Raw genomic sequence first — 20,110 nt, forward strand, 5'->3', positions numbered from 1 at the left:
TTATTTAACTTAAAGGTCCTCATTATTGATAGCGCTGTTGAATTAATTCTCCCGCGATGCTAATCGCTAACTCTTCTGGTGTTTCGGCTGCAATGTCTAAGCCAATTGGCATGAAAATTCTTTCAATTTCATTCATTGTATAACCGACCTCTTTTAACCGTCGAACTTGTGAAGCAATTTTGTGTTTGCTCCCCATCACACCAATATATTTGGCTGGTGTTTCCAATAACTGTTTGGCAACGATGAAATCAAAATTGTGTCCTCTGGTAATTACTATACCATAATCGTCCGCCGTTATTTCAATAAATGCAGCTAAATTTTCTAAAGGAATCACCCGTAGTTCCTCAGCTTGTGGAAAAGCTTGTGCCGTCAAAAATTCTGGACGATCGTCCACTACAACGCAATAAAACGATAAATAGTTTAAAATAGGTACCAATGCGCGTGCGACATGACCACTTCCAAAAATATACACTTTCCCTACTTGGAGGATCGCTTCTGTTAAAAAAATTATGTCCTCTTTTTGCTCACAATGGATACCTTTAGGTAGCAAACTTAATTCCCCCTCCCAAGAAGTGGAACCAATCAATTCGCCTGTTTCACTATAAAAGGATACTTTTCCTAAATTGTTTTGATCTAGTTCAGTCATTAACCAACCTTGTTGATTATTTTGAAAATGCGTTTCTATGGACTCACACAACTCTTTTAAAAATGGCGTTTCCCATGAAAGATAATGGAAAAAAATCGTGACATTTCCGCCACAGACCATGCCTAAATCAGCAATATTATTCGGTGCTAAAATAAATTGACGTTGTACATTTTCTTTCTCAATAAGTAGCTTTTTTGCCACTTGTTCAGCCTGAAATTCAACCGCCCCACCACCAACAGTTCCGGCTATTCTACCTTCGGCGGAAACCAGCATTCTAGCCCCTTGACTTCGTGGTGTAGATCCTGAACTTGTACCAATCGTTAATAACATCGTGTCTTGCTTTTCCAATATTGCCTGTTTCAAACGCTGAAATACTTCTCTCATTTCAGTTCCTCCGATACTACATCCTGTTCTTTAAATATTTCTTCAAAGCATGCCTCTACCTGTTGATACACTTTTTTCTCAAATAAAAGATATTGATCAATCAACTCTTTTCCTTGATCCGTAACAATTGACCCGCCACCATTACAACCACCAACACTTTTGATAATTAATGGAAAAGATAGCTCTTCTTCAGCTACCCGCACAATCCGCCATGCCTTATTATAAGACATTTTCATCTCTTTTGCCGCTAAGTTTAGTGAACCAGTTTGCTGAATTTTTTGTAAAACTTCGACAACGCCAGGACCAAAAAAGTTCCGATCTGTTTTTAATTTTAAGTTCAAGGAATACGTAAACATCTTCTCCTCCTTTATTCGTTCATTTTTTTATAGATAACGTAAGGGAAAAAGGATACGAAAGCTTACTCACTTTCGTATCAAAAAAAACAATCTTCACTCAAGTGCTACGCGCTTTTTTGGTTTTAAAATGACATTTAAAAGGACTGCTACCAAAGTGGTTAAGATAACTTCCGAATTACCGAAAATCGTTGTTACCCAAGTTGGAAAACCAGCTAAGCTTCCAGTAGACAATGTGACACCAATTCCAAATGCTAGAGCTGTTCCGACAACCCCAGTATTTCGAGGAGTCATTTCCTGCGAAGCAATCATCCGAATACCTGTCATAGAAATAGAAGCAAAAACTGAAATCGTTGCGCCACCAATTACCGCGTAAGGAATCGTAGTTAATAATGCAGCTACTTTCGGAACAAAACCAGCAATTAATAATATAACTGAAGCGAAAACCAGAACATATTTATTAATCACTTTTGTTACCGTAACCAGACCAACATTTTGTCCAAAAGTTGCCACTGGGATTGATCCAAATAAACTGCCAATAAAGTTAGTGAAACCACTCCCCATAATTCCGCCAGATAATTCTTCATCCGTTGCATCCCGATCCATTGCCCCAACCGTTGTTGCTGTAAATTGACCGATGGCTTGAACAGCATCAACAATAAACATCACCACAAGCGTAAAGATTGGTACCAGTTGAAAATCCAGTCCAAAATGAAACGGGGTAATTACCTGAACGATTTTAGCATTTTGAACTGGCTCAAAACTAACCATCCCTAAAGCTAAAGAAATCAAATAACCAATAACCATTCCGTTTAAAATTGCGGATAACTTCAAAAATCCTTTTGCAAAATAATTGAAGTAAAAGACAATCGCAAAGGTTAATAATGCAACTAACCAATTCCGGGCTGAACCAAAATCAGCACTACCAGCTCCTCCTGCCATATACTTAATCGCAACTGGAAACAGGGATAGTCCAATACTTAAAATAACCGTTCCTGTTACTAAAGGCGGAAACAACACACGTATTTTTTTAATGAACAAACCAACAATAATAACAAGAATACTGCCAACTAATTGGGAACCAAAAATTGCTGCAATCCCAAAATCAGCTCCGATGGCCATCAAAATCGGTACATACGCAAAACTTGCCCCCATCATAACTGGTAACCGTGAACCCACTTTTCCAAAAATAGGGAAAAGTTGAATTAACGTGGCAACTGCTGAAAAAATCAATGATGTTTGAATCAAAATAGTCGTATCACTAGGACTTAATTGGCAAACTTTGGCAATCATAATTCCCGGTGTGACAATCCCTACTACTGCTGCGACAACGTGTTGCAATCCCATCGGAATTGCTTCAGAAATTGATAGTTTCGCATCATATTCAAATAATGCTTGCTCTTTTTTTTCATTCATAGGATCGTTTCCTTCTTCTTTTTATTCTAAAAGGATTGTTCCCCTTAATCAGTAAAGAATGCAATCCTTTTTCCCTCAGAAACATCTTAAAAATTATCCTTTGACAGCAACTGCTTCAATTTCAAATAAACCATCTTTTGGCAACTTGGCTACTTCTACACAAGAACGTGCAGGCAAAACTTCTGAAAAGTAATTCCCATAGATTTCGTTAATTTTGCTAAAATCAGACATATGTTGTAAAAACACCGTTGTTTTCACAACATTATCATAGGTCATTTCGACCTCTTTTAAAATCGAACCTAAATTGATAAAAGCTTGTTTTGCTTGTTCTTCCACTGTAGCCTTCATTTCGCCCGATTGCGGATCTAAACCTAGTTGTCCAGAAATGTACAACGTATTTCCCGCTAAGACAGAATGTGAATAAGGTCCTACAGCAGCTGGTGCCTGTGCAGAATTAATCATTTTGTTTGTCATCGTTTTCCTCCATTCTATGATTCTTTATTTTCAATTAAAGTCCCTGTTTTTCCAGATAATCCTTCTTTGGCTTTTTCTAATAACGTAATCAATGTTTTTCGACCTGGCTTAGATTCAGCAAACTTAATCGCTGCTTCAACTTTTGGTAACATTGAACCTGGAGCAAACTGACCTTCTTGCGCATATTGTTTCATTTTTTCTGTTGAAATATTCCCTAAGGATTCTTGATTTTCTTTACCAAAATTAATACAAACTTTTTCAACTGCTGTTAAAATCACGATCAGATCAGCATCCACTTGTTCAGCCAGTCGTTCACTACAAAAATCTTTGTCGATGACTGCATTTACACCTTTTAGTCGGTTCCCTTCTTGAATGACTGGGATGCCACCACCGCCGCCAGCAATGACTGTTTGGCCAGCGTCAACCAATGTTTGAATCGTGAGAAGTTCGACAATATTTTTTGGTTTAGGAGAAGCGACGACTTGGCGATAACCACGGCCAGCATCTTCCATCACTTGTATATTTTTTTCTTTGACTAATTGTTCTGCTTCTTCTTTTGTCATGAAGCGACCAATTGGTTTCGTTGGTTTTTTGAACGCCGGATCATTTTCATCCACGACCACTTGAGTGACTATGGTGGTGACGGCTTTACTTATATTTCGCTGACGCAACTCTTCTTGTAGCGCATTCTCTAAATCATAGCCAATGTAACTTTGACTCATGGCTACGCACATGGATAACGGAACAACTGGATATTGTGGATTATTAAAGGAAAATTCTTCCATAGCTAATTGAATCATCCCCACTTGAGGACCATTGCCATGAGATAAAATAACTTCATATCCTGCTTCAATCAAATCTGCAATCGCTTTGGAGGTCTGTTTTACGGCAGTCATCTGCTCCGTCAAATTATTTCCTAAAGCATTGCCACCTAAAGCTACTACGACGCGTTTGCCCATTGCTTCACCTCATTTTCTGTTTTATAAAAAGGACGATGCTTTTTCTTTTTCACAACGAGTTTTCGTATTAACTGTCTGTTGTCGTTGCATGAAGTCAACGCACATGACTAAGCGTTCTTGACTCGAGACAATCACACATTCATGAATAGACTTGGGAAGGTCTTATTTGTTCATGTTGAAGAGGCAACTTCTAATGATTCATTGTGTAAAGAAAAAGCATCTGTCTTCATGCCAAATTCATTATTTTACTTCTCTTGGTGTCGCTTTATCCGCTAAGTCTGTTAAGGTTTTTTGTGGATTTTTTACTTTACTTAAGAAAATCATAGCCGCAATAACATACGGTTTGTAGCTAGCTTCTTTGTAAAGTTCGACCCGATAACGATCGAAAACAGAAGCTTCCACTTCGCCTTCTTCACAACTAACGCCAGTAATATCAGCTGGTAGACAATGCATATACAAAGCTTTGCCGTCTTTTGTTGTTTTCATCAATTCTTCTGTACATTCCCAATCTTTGTGCTTTTTATTTTGAGAAAGTAATTCTTGTTCTAATTGATCAATTCCTGCTTGGTCACCATTGCCATATAATTCAGTTCGCTTTTCCATTGCCGCAAAAGGTGCCCAGCTTTTCGGATAAACAACATCCGCATCTTTGAATGCTTCTGCCATACTATTCGTTTTAGTAAAGTTTCCACCAAATTCTGCCGCATTTTTCTTCGCAACTTCTTCTACTTCTGGCATAATTTCATAACCTTCTGGATGTGCTAAGACGACATCCATTCCTAAACGGGTCATTAGACCAACAATTCCTTGAGGAACAGAAAATGGTTTTCCATAAGATGGTGAATACGCCCAAGTCATGGCAACTTTTTTCCCTTTCAGGTTTTCAATACCACCAAATTCATGAATTAAATGCAACGCATCCGCCATTGCTTGCGTCGGATGGTCAATATCACATTGTAAATTCACTAACGTTGGGCGTTGTTCTAATACCCCATCTTTATATCCTTCTTGGACAGATTCTGATACTTCGTGCATGTAAGCATTGCCTTTACCAATGTACATGTCATCACGAATACCAATGATATCAGCCATAAAAGAAATCATGTTTGCTGTCTCACGAACAGTTTCTCCGTGAGAAATTTGACTTTTTCCTTCGTCTAAATCTTGAACTTCTAAGCCCAAAAGATTACACGCTGAAGCGAAACTAAAACGTGTTCTTGTAGAGTTGTCGCGGAATAAAGAAATCCCCAAGCCACTATCAAAAATTTTAGTTGAAATATTATTTTCTCTTAAATAGCGTAATGTATCGGCAACTGTGAAAACAGCTTCTAATTCATCTCTTGTTTTTTCCCAAGTTAGGAAAAAGTCATTTTCGTACATTTTTTCAAATTCTAATTTATCTAATTTCTCAATATATTCTTTAAACGTTTCCATTCCATCTGCTCCTTTTTTCTTGTCTAATAACCCTTTACTTAACCACAATAAACCGTTGGTAATGCCGCATAAACGGCTGCACAACGAACCAAATCATCTTTCCAAGTTTTTTCATTTGGTGCATGTGCTTGTGCTTCCGCCCCTGGCCCGAAACCAATACAAGGAATGCCATTACGTCCCATAATTGAAACGCCATTTGTTGAGAAGGTCCACTTATCTAGCAATGGGCGTTCTTCACGCATTTCCACTGTTTCTACAGAGCCTTTCCGTGTTTCTCCATAGAGATTTTTATGCGTTTCCATCAAGGCTTTTGTTACATCATGATTTTCTGGAATTACCCACGTTGGGAAATAACATTCAATTTCATAAGTTAAATCAGTATAAGAAGGACGATTATAGTTGTACATTGAAACCGTCACATCATCTCCATATTTTTTAACAGCTGGTAAATTGCGAATTTCTTCTAAACAACTTTCCCAAGTTTCTCCAGCAGTCATTCGACGGTCTAGTGAAACGGTACAGCCATCCGCAACAGCACACCGACTTGGTGAAGAATGGAAAATTTGCGAAACAGTCACCGTACCACGTCCTAAGAAACGGGCTTCTTGCCACTCTGGATTGTACTTAGGATCTAACATACGAACTAAACCACGAATCGCTGTACTTTCTGTATCTCCATTGTTGTTTAAGGCACGAACATCTTGTAAGATATCCGCCATTTTGTAAATGGCATTATCTCCACGTTCTGGTGCTGAGCCATGACACGAAACGCCTTTGACATCAACTTTAATTTCCATTCGGCCTCGTTGACCACGATAAATCCCACCATCTGTTGGCTCTGTTGAAACAACAAATTCTGGACGGATACCGTCTTCTTTGATAATGTATTGCCAGCATAAACCGTCACAGTCTTCTTCTTGGACAGTAACTGTTACTAAAGCAGTGTATTTTTCTGATAATAGACCTAAATCTTTCATGATTTTAGCGCCATAAATAGCCGAAACAATCCCGCCTTCTTGGTCAGACGTACCGCGACCACCGATCTCAGTTTCTGTTTCATAGCCATCGTAAGGATCAAATTTCCAGTTACTCATTTCACCAATTCCGACAGTATCCATGTGCCCATCAAAAGCAATTAATTTTTCACCAGACCCCATATAACCAAGTAAATTTCCTTGAGGATCAATGTCAATTTTATCGAAACCTAATTTTTCCATTTCGGCTTTTGCTCGCGCAATTTTGTTGCCTTCTTCTGCACTTTCTCCTGGAATTTTGACAAGGTCTCTTAAAAATTTGACCATATCTTCTCTGTAACCTTCTGCTGCTGCATTTACTGCATTAAAATCCATTCCTTTTACCTCCATAAAATTTTTTTATAATTGTCTGGATCAGTGTCTCCTTCGGTAGAAAACATTAAAACGTTTGACGTCTCATCCAGTTGCAATGCCTCACGTAATTCTTGATAGTCGGGATCTTGCATCACTGTAGCTACTAAGCCCATTGCTACTGCCCCAGATTCGCCTGATACAACTTGCGGATCCCCTTTTAATGGCGCGCCCAACATACGCATTCCTTTTTCAGAAACCCAATCTGGTGCTGAAACAAAGAAGGATGTATGATTTTTTAGAATATCAAAAGAAATCGTATTAGGTTCTCCACATGCTAAGCCAGCCATAATTGTCTGTAAATCACCATCGACAAAGCGAATTTCTCCGTCTTTTTTAATTGCTGATTGATATAAACAATCAGCCGCCTGTGCCTCAACTACGACCATAATCGGTGGTTTTTCTGGAAAAGTATTAGCAAAATAACCAATCACCGCACCAGCTAAACTGCCGACACCAGCTTGAACAAAAACATGACTAGGTCGTTCAGAGCCAAATTTTCTTAATTGTTGAGAGGCTTCTAACGCCATCGTTCCGTATCCTTGCATAATCCAAGTTGGAATTTTTTCATATCCGTCCCAAGCGGTGTCTTGAACCATGACACCGTTTTCAGTTTCTTCGGCCATTTTATTAGCCATTCGCACACATTCATCGTAATTAACTTCTTCGATTGTGACGGTTGCGCCTTCTTTTTCAATATTTTCTTTTCTCGTCTGTGTTGAACCCTTCGGCATGAGTACAACTGATTTTTGGCCTAATTTATTCGCAGCCCAAGCGACTCCTCGTCCATGGTTGCCATCAGTTGCTGTAAAAAACGTAGCTTGTCCAAAAGCTGATCGTAATTGATCAGAAGTTAATTCATCATATGTTAGTTCCGAAACATCTTTCTTTAATTTTTCGGCAATATAGTTAGCCATGGCAAACGAACCACCTAAGACTTTAAAAGCATTTAAACCAAAGCGATAAGATTCATCTTTAACAAAGAAATCATTTAACTCCAGATAAGCGGCCATATGATTCAATTCTGCTAATGGTGTTTCTGAATACTGTGGAAAACTTTTGTGAAAAGCCAAAGCTTTCTCAATTTTTTCTTTAGACATCAGAGGTAAGTACTTATCCTCCGTCTTCGGCATTTCATTTGCTGTCCATTTAATTTTTTCCAAAAATACTTCTCCTCCTTCTATTTTTAAGTTGCTTTACGAAAAACAAATTTACCTTGATTTGCCAAGATGACTTGCCCAGCTTCAGCAACTTTTTGACCTCTTAAATAAACCATTCGAGCCTGTCCTTGTGTTTCAAATCCTTCATACGGCGTATAGTCGACATTTTGTAACTGCGTTCTCGCAGCAATCACGCCGGTTGTTCTGGGATCCCAAACAACTAAATCGGCATCACTGCCTTCTTGCACCACACCTTTTTGTGGATACATCGAGAATTGTTTAGCAATATTTTCAGAAAGCAGAGCAACCATTTTTTCCAAGGTGATTCGGCCCTTCGCCACACCTTCCGTGTAAATTAATTCTGGTCTCGTTTCAACACCTGGCATCCCATTGGGAATTTTACTAAAATCATCTTTGCCAACTGTTTTTTGTCCGTGAAAATTAAAACTGCAGTGATCTGTCGATATTGTATTGATTGCCCCCTCTTTAATTCCTTGCCACAAAGCCTGTTGATCCTCTCGTTTGCGTAGTGGCGGTGAGCAGACATATTTTGCTGCTTCAAAATTAGGCGCATCATACAAGTGATCATCTAGTAAAAGATATTGAGGGCAAGTTTCTACATAGACTGATTGTCCTCTTTGACGAGCCCGTTCCACCGCTTCTAACGATCGTTTTGTGCTTAAATGCACAATATTAACCGGCAAATCAGCCATTTCCGCTATCATCAAATATCTTGCTACCGCTTCTGCTTCCACAGCCGCCGGTCTTGATAACGGATGATAGTGCGGGGCTAACTTTCCTTGAGAAACATATGATTGGATTAATTCATCTACTAAATCACCATTTTCACAATGAACGCCTAACATTCCATTAACTTTTTTTATTTCCTTCATCGCTTCAAAAATTTCCGCATCTGTGGTCCGTAAGTTATCATAAGCCATATACATTTTGAAGGAAGTAATACCTGCAGCAATCATTTCCTGAATTTCAGCAGCTATCGTTGGGTTCCATTCGATCATGGACATATGGTAAGTATAATCACATGAACTCTTGCCTTCAGCCAATTGATTCCAAGTAGCTAAACAGTCTTTCAATGAGCCACCTTTATTAGGTGTAGCCATATCAATAACCGTAGTCGTACCTTTGGCCACCGCCGCTTGGCTTCCAGTAGTAAAGTTATCCGCCGTACTTAACGAACCTTTGCCATTATTTAATTCCAGATGCGTGTGCGCATCAATAAAGCCTGGTAATACATAACACCCCGTAACATCCTCAATCTGAGAATTTTCTACTGGTAAATTTGCCCCCATCTCTACAATTTGCTCGCCGTCAATTCGAATATCCAATTGACGACGATTATATGCAGATACGACGGTTCCACCTTTGAGCAGAATAGACATTTATTTATCCCCCAGTCGTAAATTTCCTTTTATGCTTGCATACAATAAGCATATTCTTCAATCATAGTTACCATTAATGCGATTAAATCTTCTGGTACATCTAATCCTTGATCCGTTAATTGAATTGTTGACACCGTTCCCATAAACGCAGTAAACAAATTTTATCCACAGGATTTTGAACATAGAAACCTGAATTAGTACTGTCATAAAAATCAGCTTCACTGTTAAATAAGGTAAATTTGTCTTTGTAAGGGGCACTTGCATAAGGGCAAAATGTTTCACAGTTGCCACATTCGTTACACATCCGATCAACATGGACAATTTGTGGTTTTCCTTCGACATACACAACAATATTTGCTCGGTTTGGACAGACATCCATACAAGATTCACAAATTGTGGAGCATTCTAAGCAACGACTAGCTTGACTACAAGACATCTCGTCTGTCACAAGGATACCCCGTTTGTTTCTAACAAATGCGACATCACTATTTAAATTATCTTTTTCATAGTGATGATTGTGGACAAGACAAATATTATTGGCCGCTTTGGTTGCATCAGCGATTGCTTCAACAATTGTGGCTGGTCCTAAATTAGCGTCACCAATGACATAGACGCCTGGTATATTTGTTTCCAATGTTTCTTGATTTGAAACGACTTTCCCATAGTTGTCCGTGTGAATGCCTAATGATTGGTAAAACTCTGTATCTACTTTTTCACCAACAGCGGCAATCACTGTATCAGCAGAAATATCAATCATTTCTCCTGTACCAACTGGACGACGGCGTCCAGAAGCATCTCGTTCACCTAGGACCATTTTTTCACAAGTTAATTGTTGATTTTCATGTTTAATTGGCGAAAGTAATTCTAAAAAGTCAACACCATCTTCTAAGGCTAAATAAAGTTCTTCTTCATCTGCTGGCATATTGCGTTTATTCCGACGATAAACCACTGAGACTTTTTTAACACCAAGCAATGTTGTGGCTGCACGAGCACAGTCCATGGCTGTATTTCCGCCACCAACGACGACAATCTGTTCCCCGTAAGGATTAAGCGTTGGATTTTCTCGGTTTGCTTTTAAAAATTCTAACGAGTTCAATGCTCGCCCAGATTCTAAACGAAGGACCCCATGTTTCCATGCACCAATGGCATAAATAACATTCGTATAGCCTTGGTTTTTCAATTCTGCCAATGATGGCGCCTCTTGTCCTGTACGGAATTCAGCTCCCATAAATTCCGCTAACTGAACGTCTTTTTGAACAGATTCCATAGAAATTCGAAATTCTGGTACAATCTGGCTACAAACGCCCCCAATTGTCTCGGATTTTTCAAACACAGTAACAGGCATGCCTTCACGTGCTAATAAATACCCAGCAGAGATCCCTGCAGGACCTCCACCCACAACAGCTGTTTTAGGTGCATTTTCTTTTGGCTGTGGCTTTTCTAGTGTCGTCAATAATTCATCATAGGCATGTTCAGCTGCTTCTAACTTCACTTCCCGAATATGAATAGATTCTTCATAAAATTGACGTGTACATTTAGTCATACAAGGATGTGCACAAATGGTTCCAGTAATAAAAGGCAACGGATTTTTATCGACAATTACTTGCAAGGCCTTTAAATAATTGCCTTCACTTACATAACGAAGGTAAGCAGGAATATCCTGATTGATCGGACAACCACCGTCACTTCGACAAGGAGCAATATAACAATCTGTTAACGGAACTGTTTTTCTTAGTTTGGTACTTTCTGGTAATTTAATTGATTTTTGGTAACGCGCTTGTGTTTTAGCTTTCTCAACAACTTGAGCTAATTTATCCAAGTTGACATGAACCATCTGAGGATATTCTGCTGCGCCCAATACATTAGCAACTTGATTCATTCGTTGATAGCCACCAGGTTTCAACAGCGTCGTTGCCATAGTGATTGGCCAAATCCCAGCATCAAATATTTCTTTACTATTGAAAATATCTGCACCGCCAGAATAAGAAATTTGTAGTTTCCCATCAAATGCTTCTGATAATTTTTGTGCCAATGAAATACTAAGAGGAAATAGCGAACGTCCTGACATGTACATTTCATCACCAGGTAATTCATTTGCTGCAATCGTTACTGGGAAAGTGTTCGTAATTTTAACTCCGAAGCTTATATTTTTACTATTAGCTAATAATTGCAGACGTTGTAACATCGGTACTGCTTCTTCAAATTGTAAATCTTCTTTAAAATGGTGATCGTCAAAAACCATATAATCAAACCCTAGCTCATCCATCGTTTGACGCGCATATTCATAACCTAACATGGTTGGATTACATTTAATAAAGGAATGGAGCCCTTTTTCACTTAATAAATAGGCCGCAATTCGTTCAATTTCATCTGATGGACAGCCGTGTAAAGTCGACAGCGTAATAGAATGACAGACTTTAGGACTAATTGCTTCGATATATAAGTCATCTACTTTTTTAAAAGAAGATAGATATTTTTTGGCAGCTGCTTGGCATTCCGCCCAAATCGGCGTTCCTTCTGCGTTCTGCATTTCGTTAATATAACGATCAATTTTTGGTGATTGAATCCCTGCCAAATCATAGCCAACACTCATATTAAAAATGAAACCATTCGGGTCACCTAGCTCGAACTCTTTACTAAGTAACTTCAAAACAAACCATGCTTTGACGTATTCATCATAAGCTTGGGGAACACGCAGTTCTGTGGACCACTCAACGTTGTAACATTCATCCGCAGCTGCGATACATGGTTTACTCACCGGTAAATCTTCTCCATCCAGTATTTGGACTGTCTTAACTTCAAAAAAACGAGAACCTGTTAAATAAGCCGCAATAATATTTTGTGCTAATTGTGTATGAGGACCTGCTGCTGGACCACAAGGGGTTTCCATTTTTTCTCCAAATAGCGAAATCGTTTTTGTAGGATCCGCATGATAAAATTTACGAATGCCAAAAATTGTGCCATCTTGTTGATACTCACTAAAAATCCAATTTAACAAAGCATCAATTGAGATGGGATGCATAATATCACTCATTAACGTCACTCCTTTTATTTATAATGAAAGCTATTGATTTACTCGTTTCCAGAAAGATTGTGCTTGCGTTTGCGCATCATGCCAAACTTTCTCTTCATCAATTCCTTGAACTTCACGATTACGCATCCGAATTTCTCCATTAATCACCGTGTCAGTGACCATCCCACCATTCATGCCGAATAAAATATGCATGTTATAATTCTCTTTTGTCATTGGTGTCGGGCCATGGTAATCAACAATAATGACGTCCGCTGCTGCATCAGGTTCTAAAACGCCTAGCTTTGTTTTAAAATAGCGATTAGCCATTTGCGGATTATTATCAAACAGCATTGTGGGAATTTCTGCCCAAGCCGCATTTGGCTCAGCTAAATGATGTTTGTGGATAACATTTCCTACCTTATAAGATTCCGTCACATCATTCGTATAACCATCTGTGCCAAGACCCATCAAAATACCATACTCATTAAACATACGCATCGCAGGTGGGCAACCGACCGCATTCCCCATATTCGACTCTGGATTCGTGACCACCATTGTGTCTGTATCTCTTAGTAATTCCATCTCATGAGGTCCAATATGGATGCAATGGCCTGCCATTGTCTGTTTTCCTAAAATTCCTAAATCAAATAATCGGTTCACAATCGGCTTCCCATATTTTTTCAAAGAATCATGAACATCGGCTAAATCCTCTGCAATATGAATATGATAACCAATCCCATCTGGCGTATTGGCTGCACATAATTCTAAAGAAGCATCTGATAAAGTAAATGCTGCATGCATACCCATCATCGCTTTTTGCATATCATCATTTCTTAAGGAACTGGCTTTAATAAAGGCGGCATTTTCTTGAACTGCTTCCCGCATTTTCTGCTCACCATCGCGATCAGAAACTTCATAACAAAGGCAGGTCCGAATCCCTAACTCGTCCGCTGCATTAGATAATTGGGTTAAACTCCCTGTAATTTCTCCGTAACTAGCATGATGATCAAAGACAGTTGTAACGCCGTTGCGAATACTATCTAAATAAGCAACCTTACCACTTTGATAAGTGTCTTCTAATGTCAAAGCACGATCAATTCGCCACCATTGATCTACCAAAATATCCATGAAATTTTTAGGATGATAATTCGTTAAACTTAACCCACGTGCAAAGGTACTATAAATATGATTGTGCATGTTAATAAAGCCTGGCATAATCACTCCACCTTTAGCATCAATAAATGTCGCTTCTGGATAAGCTTGTTTTAAATCTTCTGTCGTTCCGACTTGTTTCACAACTTGACCATCAATCGCCACACACCCATTTTCAAAAAAATGATTCTGCGCATCCCGAGTGATTAAACGCCCATTTCCAATTAATAACATGTATTCTCCTCCTATTTTTCAACCTACTCCCCACAAGTGGCAAACGCTTACAAATCTATCGCTCAATCATTCACGAATATAGCTTGACTAGCTTGGCTAATCTATATCCCTACGAAATCCCTACGAAAAGCATTTGAAGCGCTTGCATTTTTTACTAACGAACTCATTAACTTGATTAAAGTATATCACCTTACCTTAAAAAAAACAATGCTACCTAAAAAATATTTTTTAGAATTTTGACAGCCGTTATCTTGTATTATTATTTTTATCATGCTATCATTATTTTTCAGAACAGGCAGTACGCGACATTAAAGGATTTAGCCCTGCCTATTCCATTTAAAAATATTATGTTAAATTTGACACAATCTTATAAAAACTGTTTGTGCCAGGCACATTAGAAAGGAGCTTATTTATGTTATCCGACGAAAAACTTACTTTTTTAACACAAATTGCTAAAGGTTTAGCTGGTCAATTTGGGGAAAACTGCGAAGTCGTTATCCACCAAATCAATGAAGACAATATTAACAATTCTATTGTTTCCATTGAAAATGGTCATGTCTCTTCTCGTCATCTGGGCGATGGACCTTCTCAAGTAGTCTTAGAAGCCTTAAAAAAAGACCCTAGTGAGTTGAATGATCATATTAACTATCTGACTCGCACCCATGATGGTCGTATTTTAAAATCTAGTACAATGTATTTTAAAGATGAGAATGGTCAACTCGATGGTATTTTTGCTATTAACTACGACATCACTACATTGATTGCTGCAGAGTCAAACTTAAAATCTTTGATTTCCACTGCAGAATCTGAAGAAGATAAAGACCCTGATTACATTCCTCAGGATGTTAATGAGTTGTTAGACGATTTAATTCATGAATCAGTCAAATTAGTTGGTAAGCCGGTCCCATTAATGACGAAGGACGATAAAATCAAGTGTATTCAATTTTTAAACAATAAAGGCGCCTTCTTAGTCACTAAATCTGGGGACAAAGTTTCTAACTTCTTCAATATTTCTAAATATACGCTATACAGTTATATTGATGCGAAATAAAAATGGAAATCGATGGACGATTTGTTGTTAAGACAAGTCGTCTATTCTCTTTTTTCCTTCACTATTCTACTTTTTCTAAAAGACTTTTTAAATAATAGTAAGAAAAAGTAAAAGGAATTAATTTTTTATTTTAGTTATGGTATGATAGATTGAGTTTAATTTAAAATAACGAAAAATTAAAGATATAGAAATTGGGGGACAACAAATGGGGATTCGAAGTCATTTAGCAATTGCTGCAGGAAAAACTTCGCAATGGGTTTTACAAACATTTTTTAAAGGCGGCAGTAGCTACCCAGGGAAATTAGCCCTAAAAATCGATCCTAAAATTTTAGATACATTGGCAAAAGACTATGAAATTGTCGTAGTCACTGGAACGAACGGCAAAACATTGACAACTGCTTTAACTGTTAACATTTTACGCCAAGAATTTGATGAGGTATTAACAAATCCAACGGGTGCTAACATGGAGCAAGGAATTGTCTCTACTTTTTTAAATGCCAAGGCGAAAAAAGGACAAAAGAAATTTGCGGTTTTAGAAATTGATGAAGCAAGTTTAAGCCGTGTCACTAAATATATTCAACCAAAATTATTTGTTTTTACGAATATTTTCCGCGACCAAATGGATCGCTATGGTGAAATTTATACGACGTATCGCTTAATTATGGAAGGCGCCGCTGCTGCTCCTGAAGCAACTATTTTGTGCAATGGTGATTCGCCAATTTTTAATTCAAAAGAAACTGTAAATCCTCGCAAATACTATGGATTTAATCATTTACCACCGAAAGAGCAATTGGCTCATTACAATACAGATGGGGTTTTATGTCCAAAATGTAATCATATTCTTCATTATAAAATGATTACGTATGCTAATTTAGGTGATTACTATTGCCCAAATTGTGGCTTCAAACGCCCTGAATTGGATGTGCAGTTAACGGAAATGGTCCGGATGGATAACACATCTGCTGATTTTGTGATTGATGGCGAAGAATACGGCATTGCTGTTGGTGGGATGTATAATGTTTATAATGCGCTAGCGGCCACAGCGGTAGCAGAATATTATCAGGTGGCACCAGATAAAATCCGAGCGGGCTTAGCTTATGATGAAAAAGTTTTTGGGCGTCAAGAAACTATTAAAGTTGGCGATAAAGAATGTACGTTAGTTTTAGTAAAAAATCCCGTTGGTTTAAATCAGGTCATTGATATGATGGGCTTAGCCCCTTACTCTTTCTCGCTGGTTTCATTATTAAATGCCAATTATGCAGATGGAATTGATGTCAGTTGGATTTGGGATGGTAATCATGAAGCCTTTGCTGATATGGACATTCCAAAAGTAATTGCTGGCGGTGATCGCCATGAAGATATGGCCTTGCGTTTAAAAGTTGCGGGTATTCCTGAAGAAAAATTACTAGAAATTCCTGATTTGGAGCAAGTAATTTCAGAAATTAAAACGTTGCCGACAGATCATGTCTATATTTTGGCAACCTATACTGCTGTTTTGCAATTAAGAAAATCATTAACAGCCCAAGGGTATATTCAAGGGGGAATGAATGGTGTCTAAAGAATTAGTCGTTTGTCATTTATATGGCAACTTATTAAATACTTACGGAGATAACGGAAATTTATTGATGCTTAAATATTTAACCGAAAAAATGGGCGTTACCTTCCGATCAGAAATTATCAGTATCTACGAACCGTTTGATCCCGAAAAATATGATTTAGTCTTTGTTGGTGGCGGTCAAGACTTCGAGCAATTTATCATCTCAGAAGACATTCAGAATAAAAAAGAAGCTTTGACTTCTTATATTGAAAATGACGGCGTCTTGTTAGCTATCTGTGGTGGTTATCAACTTCTAGGACATTACTATGTCGGCGCACAAGGCGAAAAAATTAAAGGAATCGGTGCATTAGATCATTACACTTTGAGCCAAGACAACAATCGTTTCATTGGTGATATCGAAATTTATAATGAAGAATTTGATGAAACGTATTATGGTTTTGAAAATCATAATGGCATGACTTTTTTAGGCGAAGGTGAACGACCTTTAGGAACAGTCAAACAAGGCAAAGGCAATAACGGTCAAGATAATGGCGAAGGCGTTGTCTATAAAAATGTGTTTGGCTCCTACTTCCACGGTCCAATCTTAGCACGCAACAAAAATCTAGGGATTCGGTTAATTCGGACCGCTTTAGAGAAAAAATATGGTGAACCGATCGCTATTCCTGAAACGCTTTATAAATAAAAGAAGAATCTAGTTCCTACATATAGGACTAGATTCTTTTTCATTTCTCCGACAACTATTTACATCTTTACAAAATATAGTAAGATAAAGAGGTGCATTTAAAATCGAGAATTTCTCGGACTGGTTCGGAAACTTCCCAGAATAAAAAACTAAGTATCTCTCAATACTAACTCAAGTCATAGCTTTTTTAACAAGAGTTATCATTTGCAGTTAACGAAAAAGGAGGATTGGAAAAAATGCAAAAAGTAATTATTGATTGTGATCCTGGAATTGATGACACGCTTGCTCTCTTGTATGCACTTGCTTCACCAGAGCTAGATGTCCAAGCGATTACAGTTGTTTGCGGAAATGTCCCTGTGGAGATTGGCGTGGAAAATGTTTTTAAATGTTTAGAAAAAGTTAATCGCTTAGATATTCCTGTCTACCAAGGGGCTGCTAGCCCTTTAAAACGGCCATTTGTTAGTGCACAAGATACACATGGCATGGATGGTTTAGGTGAAACATATTTCCCCAGAACTAGCAAAATTCAAGCACAAGCGCTTTCCGCTGCTGACTATTTAGCACAAGCCTTTCAACAAGCTACCGATTGCTCAATCATTGCCCTTGGTCCTTTAACAAATATTGCTTTGGCTTTAAAAAAAGAACCTCTTCTGGGGCGAAATCTTCAACGTTTTGTCTCAATGGGTGGTACCTTTAAAAGCCACGGCAATTGCTCTCCTGTTGCAGAATTTAATTATTGGTGTGATCCTGATGCAGCAGCTTGGGTTTTTGAGGAATTAGGTGCAAAAATCGAGATGGTCGGCTTAGATGTCACACGAGAAATTGTTTTTACACCAACAATTCTCAATTATTGTCAACGACTCAACCCCAAAATGGGGAATTACCTCGCTGAGATTACTCAATTTTATTTTGATTTTCATTGGAAATATGAACGTATTTTAGGGTGTGTTATCAACGATCCCTTAGCGGTTGCTTATTTTATTGATCCTACGCTCTGCCAAGGCTTTTCCAGTTACGGACAAATTGTTCCTGACGGCATTGCTATGGGGCAATCAATGATCGATCAATATCATTTACAGCAGCAACCAGCTAATTGTCATGTCTTGACTACGGTTGATAGTCAACAGTTTTTCGTGAAGTTTCTATCCATTCTTTTAAATGTACAAATAGATGAGATCGAAAGAGATTTCAAAAATTTAAGGATGGGATAACCATGAAAAAAATAACACCACGAATCATTACAATTATCGCTTTTAGTGTTGCTTTAAATTACCTTGGCAGTACCATTGCGTTACTCCTTCGTTTACCAATTTATCTTGATAGTGCGGGGACTATTTTTACAGGTGCGTTATTAGGCCCACTCTTTGGCGCACTGACAGGTATTTTAACAAGTCTACTAACTGGATTGACAACGGATATCTTTTCTCTGTATTATTCACCTGTCCAACTCTGCACAGGAATTTTAGCAGGTTTGCTCCTTCATCAGCAGTTAAAAGTAACCAAATTACCATTTAAAACGTTGTGGTTAACGATACCAGGAACAGTGATTTCTTCCTTAATCACAGTTTGTTTATTTGGTGGAATTACTTCTGCTGGCTCCAGCATAATTGTCCAATTTTTATATGGTTTAGGCTTCAATCAGTTAGCAAGCGTCCTGTTGGTTCAATTGATAACAGATTACGGGGATCGTCTGCTATCAGTCATCATCGTCACAGCTGTTATCGCTGCCTTACCTAAACGTTCCTTTATAACAAAATAAACTGTTTTAATGCCAAAAAATGAGGAAATCATCTGTTGATGATCTCCTCATTTTTTTAGCGACTGCCAGGTTCTGAAGCTATAATCGTTAAATCACCTTCAAAACGCCAGCTCGGAATATCTGTTGGAAAGATAAAGCTATCGCCTTTTTTCAAATCAAAAGTAGCCACATCTGCTTTTGTAGCATCTTCTGTAATCAATCGACCCACACCTTCAATAACTGTTGCTAATGTATAAGGTGCTTGTTTTTTAACTTTTAGAATCCCACTGACACGCCACTCATAAACATTAAAGAAATCTGTTTTTACATAAGTAACAATGCTTGATTGTCCTTGATTTTCTTGTTGAATAGAGAGGTCAGGATCCTTTGCCGGAACGGTTGTCACATCAATGGATTGTTGAATATGCAATTCCCGGGTCTTTCCTTGATCATCTGTTCGATCATAATCATAAACCCGATACGTAGTATCACTGCTTTGTTGCGTTTCTAAAATTAAAATACCCGAGCCGATGGCATGAATAGTGCCACTTGGTACATAATAAAAATCGCCTTTTTTCACTGGTACTTTTCTTAAAAGATCGTCCCAACGACCTTCTTCAATCATTTCAGCTAGTTCTTCTTTTGTTTTCGCGTGATGTCCATAAATGATTTCAGCGCCAGGTTCTGCATCAATAATGTACCAACATTCAGTTTTGCCTAGCTCGCCTTCATGTTTTTGGCCATATGCATCATCGGGATGAACTTGCACGGATAAATCATCTGCAGCATCTAAAATTTTCGTTAATAATGGAAAGACAGCACCACCTGCATAGCCGAATAGCTCTTGATGGTCTGCCCACAATTCATCTAATTTTTTTCCTTTAAATTCACCATTTAAAACAGTACTAACGCCATGTGGATGTGCACTGATTGCCCAATCTTCACCAATTTTATCGCTCGGTAAATCGAAACCAAATAGCGTGTGTAGACGATTGCCGCCCCAAATTTTTTCTTGAAAAACAGGTTGTAAAAATAATGGTTCTTGCATTGACTGTGACCTCCCAAATTGAA

The 20,110-nt window shown here is 38.2% G+C and carries 16 protein-coding genes, 1 pseudogene and 1 riboswitch; of the genes and pseudogenes, 5 read left to right on the forward strand and 12 right to left on the reverse strand.

Features of this window, described 5'->3' with window-relative positions; translation table 11 throughout:
- Positions 1 to 22 precede the first annotated feature (22 nt).
- From KQI94_RS06680 to ssnA, 11 genes and pseudogenes are all read right to left on the reverse strand, one after another.
- Positions 23 to 1,030, reverse strand: a complete 1,008-nt coding sequence (locus KQI94_RS06680; protein WP_002368910.1) for an XdhC/CoxI family protein — start codon at positions 1,028 to 1,030, stop codon at positions 23 to 25.
- Positions 1,027 to 1,386, reverse strand: a complete 360-nt coding sequence (locus KQI94_RS06685; protein ID WP_002356595.1) for a LysR family transcriptional regulator — start codon at positions 1,384 to 1,386, stop codon at positions 1,027 to 1,029. The genes KQI94_RS06680 and KQI94_RS06685 overlap by 4 nt, the downstream gene beginning before the upstream one ends.
- A 93-nt stretch (positions 1,387 to 1,479) precedes the next feature.
- Complete coding sequence (locus KQI94_RS06690; RefSeq protein ID WP_002356594.1) at positions 1,480 to 2,799, reverse strand: nucleobase:cation symporter-2 family protein; 1,320 nt, start codon at positions 2,797 to 2,799, stop codon at positions 1,480 to 1,482.
- 93 nt (positions 2,800 to 2,892) lie between these two features.
- Entirely contained in the window at positions 2,893 to 3,273 is a 381-nt protein-coding gene (locus KQI94_RS06695; RefSeq protein ID WP_002356593.1) for a RidA family protein, read from the reverse strand.
- Positions 3,274 to 3,287: 14 nt separating this feature from the next.
- The gene (gene arcC, locus KQI94_RS06700) at positions 3,288 to 4,232 is read right to left on the reverse strand and encodes a carbamate kinase (RefSeq protein WP_216454344.1); all 945 of its coding nucleotides are present in this window, start codon (positions 4,230 to 4,232) and stop codon (positions 3,288 to 3,290) included.
- Between the two features lie 240 nt (positions 4,233 to 4,472).
- Positions 4,473 to 5,666 carry a knotted carbamoyltransferase YgeW gene (gene ygeW, locus KQI94_RS06705; protein WP_216454345.1) on the reverse strand — a complete coding sequence of 398 codons (1,194 nt, stop codon included), beginning with the start codon at positions 5,664 to 5,666 and terminating at the stop codon, positions 4,473 to 4,475.
- Between the two features lie 38 nt (positions 5,667 to 5,704).
- Positions 5,705 to 7,030, reverse strand: coding sequence for a YgeY family selenium metabolism-linked hydrolase (locus KQI94_RS06710; protein ID WP_002368907.1), 1,326 nt, complete (start codon positions 7,028 to 7,030; stop codon positions 5,705 to 5,707).
- On the reverse strand, positions 7,021 to 8,214 hold the full coding sequence (gene dpaL / locus KQI94_RS06715) for a diaminopropionate ammonia-lyase (protein ID WP_002368906.1): 1,194 nt from the start codon (positions 8,212 to 8,214) through the stop codon (positions 7,021 to 7,023). Before dpaL ends, KQI94_RS06710 begins: the two co-directional genes overlap by 10 nt.
- Before the next feature lie 23 nt (positions 8,215 to 8,237).
- On the reverse strand, positions 8,238 to 9,611 hold the full coding sequence (gene hydA / locus KQI94_RS06720) for a dihydropyrimidinase (RefSeq protein ID WP_002368905.1): 1,374 nt from the start codon (positions 9,609 to 9,611) through the stop codon (positions 8,238 to 8,240).
- 29 nt (positions 9,612 to 9,640) lie between these two features.
- A pseudogene (gene ygfK, locus KQI94_RS06725) lies at positions 9,641 to 12,645 on the reverse strand (putative selenate reductase subunit YgfK).
- Positions 12,646 to 12,675: 30 nt separating this feature from the next.
- Positions 12,676 to 14,010 carry a putative aminohydrolase SsnA gene (ssnA, locus tag KQI94_RS06730; protein WP_002368903.1) on the reverse strand — a complete coding sequence of 445 codons (1,335 nt, stop codon included), beginning with the start codon at positions 14,008 to 14,010 and terminating at the stop codon, positions 12,676 to 12,678.
- 412 nt (positions 14,011 to 14,422) lie between these two features.
- On the opposite strand from ssnA, the gene KQI94_RS06735 reads away from it, so the two are divergent.
- The 5 genes from KQI94_RS06735 (at position 14,423) to KQI94_RS06755 (ending at position 19,060) form a co-directional block, all read left to right on the forward strand.
- On the forward strand, positions 14,423 to 15,061 hold the full coding sequence (locus tag KQI94_RS06735; RefSeq protein ID WP_002389820.1) for a helix-turn-helix transcriptional regulator: 639 nt from the start codon (positions 14,423 to 14,425) through the stop codon (positions 15,059 to 15,061).
- Between the two features lie 205 nt (positions 15,062 to 15,266).
- A complete protein-coding gene (locus KQI94_RS06740; RefSeq protein WP_002362254.1) occupies positions 15,267 to 16,619 on the forward strand; it encodes a Mur ligase family protein in 1,353 nt (450 codons plus the stop codon).
- Positions 16,609 to 17,301 carry a glutamine amidotransferase gene (locus KQI94_RS06745; protein ID WP_002368900.1) on the forward strand — a complete coding sequence of 231 codons (693 nt, stop codon included), beginning with the start codon at positions 16,609 to 16,611 and terminating at the stop codon, positions 17,299 to 17,301. The genes KQI94_RS06740 and KQI94_RS06745 overlap by 11 nt, the downstream gene beginning before the upstream one ends.
- Positions 17,302 to 17,415: 114 nt before the next feature.
- Positions 17,416 to 17,460, forward strand: a riboswitch (PreQ1 riboswitch).
- Between the two features lie 77 nt (positions 17,461 to 17,537).
- Positions 17,538 to 18,512 (forward strand): nucleoside hydrolase, encoded by a 975-nt coding sequence (locus tag KQI94_RS06750; RefSeq protein WP_002368899.1) that lies wholly within the window; start codon positions 17,538 to 17,540, stop codon positions 18,510 to 18,512.
- 2 nt (positions 18,513 to 18,514) lie between these two features.
- Positions 18,515 to 19,060, forward strand: coding sequence for an ECF transporter S component (locus tag KQI94_RS06755; protein WP_002368898.1), 546 nt, complete (start codon positions 18,515 to 18,517; stop codon positions 19,058 to 19,060).
- 55 nt (positions 19,061 to 19,115) lie between these two features.
- Here the strand turns inward: KQI94_RS06755 and manA are convergent, their stop codons facing one another.
- A complete protein-coding gene (gene manA / locus KQI94_RS06760) occupies positions 19,116 to 20,087 on the reverse strand; it encodes a mannose-6-phosphate isomerase, class I (protein WP_002368897.1) in 972 nt (323 codons plus the stop codon).
- Between the last annotated feature and the right edge of the window lie 23 nt (positions 20,088 to 20,110).

This window comes from Enterococcus sp. S183_ASV_20, from assembly GCF_018919685.1.
GTDB lineage: Bacteria > Bacillota > Bacilli > Lactobacillales > Enterococcaceae > Enterococcus > Enterococcus faecalis.

Excerpts from the sequence above, each read along its gene's own strand:
- KQI94_RS06680 (WP_002368910.1), bottom strand. The coding sequence starts at position 1,030 with ATGAGAGAAGTATTTCAGCGTTTGAAACAGGCAATATTGGAAAAGCAA.
- KQI94_RS06685 (WP_002356595.1), bottom strand. The coding sequence starts at position 1,386 with ATGTTTACGTATTCCTTGAACTTAAAATTAAAAACAGATCGGAACTTT.
- KQI94_RS06690 (WP_002356594.1), bottom strand. The coding sequence starts at position 2,799 with ATGAATGAAAAAAAAGAGCAAGCATTATTTGAATATGATGCGAAACTA.
- KQI94_RS06695 (WP_002356593.1), bottom strand. The coding sequence starts at position 3,273 with ATGACAAACAAAATGATTAATTCTGCACAGGCACCAGCTGCTGTAGGA.
- arcC (WP_216454344.1), bottom strand. The coding sequence starts at position 4,232 with ATGGGCAAACGCGTCGTAGTAGCTTTAGGTGGCAATGCTTTAGGAAAT.
- ygeW (WP_216454345.1), bottom strand. The coding sequence starts at position 5,666 with ATGGAAACGTTTAAAGAATATATTGAGAAATTAGATAAATTAGAATTT.
- KQI94_RS06710 (WP_002368907.1), bottom strand. The coding sequence starts at position 7,030 with ATGGAGGTAAAAGGAATGGATTTTAATGCAGTAAATGCAGCAGCAGAA.
- hydA (WP_002368905.1), bottom strand. The coding sequence starts at position 9,611 with ATGTCTATTCTGCTCAAAGGTGGAACCGTCGTATCTGCATATAATCGT.
- ssnA (WP_002368903.1), bottom strand. The coding sequence starts at position 14,010 with ATGTTATTAATTGGAAATGGGCGTTTAATCACTCGGGATGCGCAGAAT.
- KQI94_RS06735 (WP_002389820.1), top strand. The coding sequence starts at position 14,423 with ATGTTATCCGACGAAAAACTTACTTTTTTAACACAAATTGCTAAAGGT.
- KQI94_RS06740 (WP_002362254.1), top strand. The coding sequence starts at position 15,267 with ATGGGGATTCGAAGTCATTTAGCAATTGCTGCAGGAAAAACTTCGCAA.
- KQI94_RS06745 (WP_002368900.1), top strand. The coding sequence starts at position 16,609 with ATGGTGTCTAAAGAATTAGTCGTTTGTCATTTATATGGCAACTTATTA.
- KQI94_RS06750 (WP_002368899.1), top strand. The coding sequence starts at position 17,538 with ATGCAAAAAGTAATTATTGATTGTGATCCTGGAATTGATGACACGCTT.
- KQI94_RS06755 (WP_002368898.1), top strand. The coding sequence starts at position 18,515 with ATGAAAAAAATAACACCACGAATCATTACAATTATCGCTTTTAGTGTT.
- manA (WP_002368897.1), bottom strand. The coding sequence starts at position 20,087 with ATGCAAGAACCATTATTTTTACAACCTGTTTTTCAAGAAAAAATTTGG.